This window comes from Longimonas sp., assembly GCF_040409695.1.
In the GTDB taxonomy this organism is placed as follows: domain Bacteria; phylum Bacteroidota; class Rhodothermia; order Rhodothermales; family Salinibacteraceae; genus Longimonas.
In genome coordinates, this window is the sequence record NZ_JARWGJ010000030.1 from 1 (window position 1) to 3,153 (window position 3,153).

3 protein-coding genes are annotated in these 3,153 nt (G+C 65.0%); 1 reads left to right on the forward strand and 2 read right to left on the reverse strand.

Going from position 1 to position 3,153, the window contains the following annotated elements; translation table 11 throughout:
* The coding region (locus tag PPP56_RS01625; protein ID WP_353562122.1) for a transcription antitermination factor NusB at positions 1–993 on the reverse strand (993 nt) is incomplete at its 3' end.
* Between the two features lie 226 nt (positions 994–1,219).
* Here PPP56_RS01625 and PPP56_RS01630 point away from each other — a divergent pair.
* Positions 1,220–1,870 carry a uracil-DNA glycosylase gene (locus PPP56_RS01630; RefSeq protein WP_353562124.1) on the forward strand — a complete coding sequence of 217 codons (651 nt, stop codon included), beginning with the start codon at positions 1,220–1,222 and terminating at the stop codon, positions 1,868–1,870.
* Between the two features lie 700 nt (positions 1,871–2,570).
* On the opposite strand, the gene PPP56_RS01635 is transcribed toward PPP56_RS01630, so the two are convergent.
* Positions 2,571–2,786 carry a hypothetical protein gene (locus PPP56_RS01635; protein WP_353562126.1) on the reverse strand — a complete coding sequence of 72 codons (216 nt, stop codon included), beginning with the start codon at positions 2,784–2,786 and terminating at the stop codon, positions 2,571–2,573.
* Positions 2,787–3,153: the final 367 nt, after the last annotated feature.

Consider the following 3,153-nt stretch of genomic DNA (forward strand, 5'->3'; position numbering starts at 1 on the left):
CAGCACATGCGTCGGCGCCTCCGGCACATCGTCCGGCGTAAGCGTGCGCGCATCCGCCACATGCGTCGTCACCAGATCCGTGGAGTCGTGCTGCGTCAGCGACGCCTCCAGCTTCGCGATCCGGTGCGCGCTCTGGTCGTTCGCCCACAGCACCCCGCGCCCCTGCATGCGGCGCGCCGCGTAGAGCGTCTTCGTGCCCGGCGCTGCGCACAGATCCAGCACCACGTCGCCCGGCGACGGATCCAGCAGGTTCACCACCAGCGCCGCGCCCTCCCCCTGCACCACCACGCGCCCCGCATCCAGCCAGCCCGCCTGCACCAGGGGCTGTAGCGTCTCCAGGCGTACCATGTCCGGCACGTACGGCGACGGCACCCAGTCCACCCCCAGCGCATCCAGCTCCGACGGCGCCACGTCCAGCAAGTGCACCGCGAACTGCGGACGCGCATTCAGCTGCTGCACCAGCGCCCGCGTGGCCGCTACGCCCCGCGCCTCCGCCCACCGCTTCACCAGCCACGTCGGCATCGACGAGCGGATCGCCAGGTCGCGCAGCCGGTCGCCCGTATCCGGCTGGGGCAGAGCGTCGCGCTGCCGGTCGGCTGTGCGCAGCACCCCGTTCACCAGCCCTGCCACGCGCTCGCCCACCACGTCCTTCGCCAGCTCCACATACTGATGCACCGCCGCCCGCGCCGGCGTCGCCTGAAAGAGCAGCTCGTAGAGCCCCATCTTCAGGATGCGCGTCACCGGCGGCTCCAGCTCGTTCGGGTTGCCGTGGTAGAGCTGCGTAACCAGAAACCAGAGCCAGCGCTGCTGACGCGTAACCCCCGCCACCACGTCGCGCGCCTGACGCCGCTCGCGGGGCGTGCCCGGCAGGTCCACCTCGTCCACATACGCATCCGTCTGGTCAATACGCGCCAGCGCCCGATAGGCCAGCGCCCGCGCCGAAGAAACGGTCGAATCAGTCATCGCTACAGGAAATTGTTCACAGAACATCATGCCAACGAACCGCCCCCTCGTGCGTTGCATCTGCCGCATATGAGACGAATCTGTCAGGGCGAGCGAAAGGTAGGGGGATGCGAACCGCCCTGCCCGCAGCCGCATTCGGGCCGCATCCCCCCAAACCCAGCTGCCGCCGCACGCCACCATCGCCCGCGCGACAGGTCCCCACGCATCCCCGATAGCCCGATACGCGAGGAGTTCCCTTCATCTACGCCCCCACCCCATGACCGACGCCCTCTGGCCGCTGATGCGCACGCATCTCTTCGACACGCCCTCCACGCACGAAGCCTTCAACCCGTACCGCGACCGCCACCCCGAGCTCGACCGCCCCGACGCCCCGACGATCCGCCGCGCCAACCTGCGGGCCTACTTCGACGCGCTGCAGCAGCCCCGCCTCTTCATGATGGCCGAGGCGCCCGGCCCCTGGGGCTGCCGCTTTACGGGCGTGCCCATCACGAGCGAAGACCAGATGCTCGACCCCGACTTCCCGCTCTCGGGCGAGCGCACCAGCACCGCCGACGCGCCGCACACCGAGTACAGCGGATCGATCTTCTGGCGCGTAATGACGCCCGCCTTCCCCCACTTCTTCATCTGGAACAGCGTGCCCCTGCACCCGCACGACGAGGGCGAGCCGCTCACCATCCGCACCCCGCGCCGCACCGAGGTGCGCGCCTGGCAGGCCCTCACGCAGGGACTGCTTGACGCCCTGCAGCCCGACCGCATCGTCGCTATCGGACGCAAGGCCGAGCGCGCCTTCACCGAGCTCAACGCCGACCCCACCTACGTCCGCCACCCCTCGCACGGCGGCGCGAAGAAGTTCGCCGCGGGCATGAACACCATCCTGACGGACATGGGCCTGCCCACCGCGGAGTGAGGGCATGTCATGCCTCAGAGCGTGTCATGGTCAGCGGACGGCGAAGCCGGTAGTCGAACCATCTCCTGCTTGATAGGCAGCGCCCGCCTCGAACAGCGACGCATGAGATTGCGTCGTCCTGCGTCCTCGCAATGACAAGGTGGTGGGGATCTTCCGGGGTTGTCATCGCGAGGAGGGAGCCCTGCGACTGACGTGGCGATCTTTGCGTTCCGTTATGGCAGCCCGTCTCGAACAGAATCGCATGAGATTGGCACGTCACGGTCCATCCCCCTAAATCCCCCTCCTACCGGCGTCAGCCGGAAAGGAGGGGTGCCCGCAGGGCGGGGTGGTCCTGTTCGGATAAAGATCCCGGGTCTCCGCTGCGCTCCGCCCGGGATGACTTGTCTGTTGTGGGGCTGTTCTGGGCAGTGCGTTGATGCCTCTACAGCCCTGATCTCCAAAACCAAAGTCACCCCGGGCTTGACCCGGGGTCTTCCGTATCCGTAGAGCCGCCATTTTCGAGCACGAAGACTGCTCGCATCCCCGACGGTCGGGAAAGGTAGTCCGCCCCGGACAGGGACGTATGAGATTGCCGCGTCGCTACGCTCCTCGCAATGACAAGGTGAGAGATCTTCCTGAGAGGCTTACCCACGAATGACAGACTGACTTGCAGGCGACAAAGACGCAAAGCCGAGAACTATCACCGGGCATACACGCAGATTCAAGAATTGGAGCGCGTGCGTCGTTCTTTAACCGTCTGCATGACCTCCTCGATTGAGGTATCTGCCACCTGCTCACGCCGTCTGGTCGTATAATCGCCGTCTCCAGCCGTAAACTGCTGAATGAAGCGAGCTGTATCTGACGGACCCAACTCGCGGGTTAATGTATGGATGGCCTCTTCGTTAATCTGATTCAGTGGCTTGGTTTTTACGTCCATCTCGCATCACCTACCCTGTAAGTTATTTGTGCTTGCTTGTGTGACGACTACCTCGTGTACCGTTCACATATATGTACGTCCAGCGCGAGCAAGCGTTGCGCTCGCAGTTAAGTTAGGTCGCTGGAGATGCGTTTGCACCTTGTCATCGCGAGGAAGGAGCGTAAGCGACTGACGTGGCGATCTTTGCGTTTCATCATGTTAGCCTACCCCGAACAGCAACGTACGAGATTGGTACGCCATGATCCATCTCTCTAAATGCCCCTCCTACCGGCGTCAGCCGGAAAGGAGGGGTGCCCGAAGGGCGGGGTGGTCCTGTTCGGATAAAGATCCCGGGTCTCCGCTGCGCTCCGCCCGGGATGACTTGTTG

Coding starts and splice junctions, on each gene's coding strand:
- PPP56_RS01635 (WP_353562126.1), bottom strand. CDS start 2,786: ATGGACGTAAAAACCAAGCCACTGAATCAGATTAACGAAGAGGCCATC.
- PPP56_RS01630 (WP_353562124.1), top strand. CDS start 1,220: ATGACCGACGCCCTCTGGCCGCTGATGCGCACGCATCTCTTCGACACG.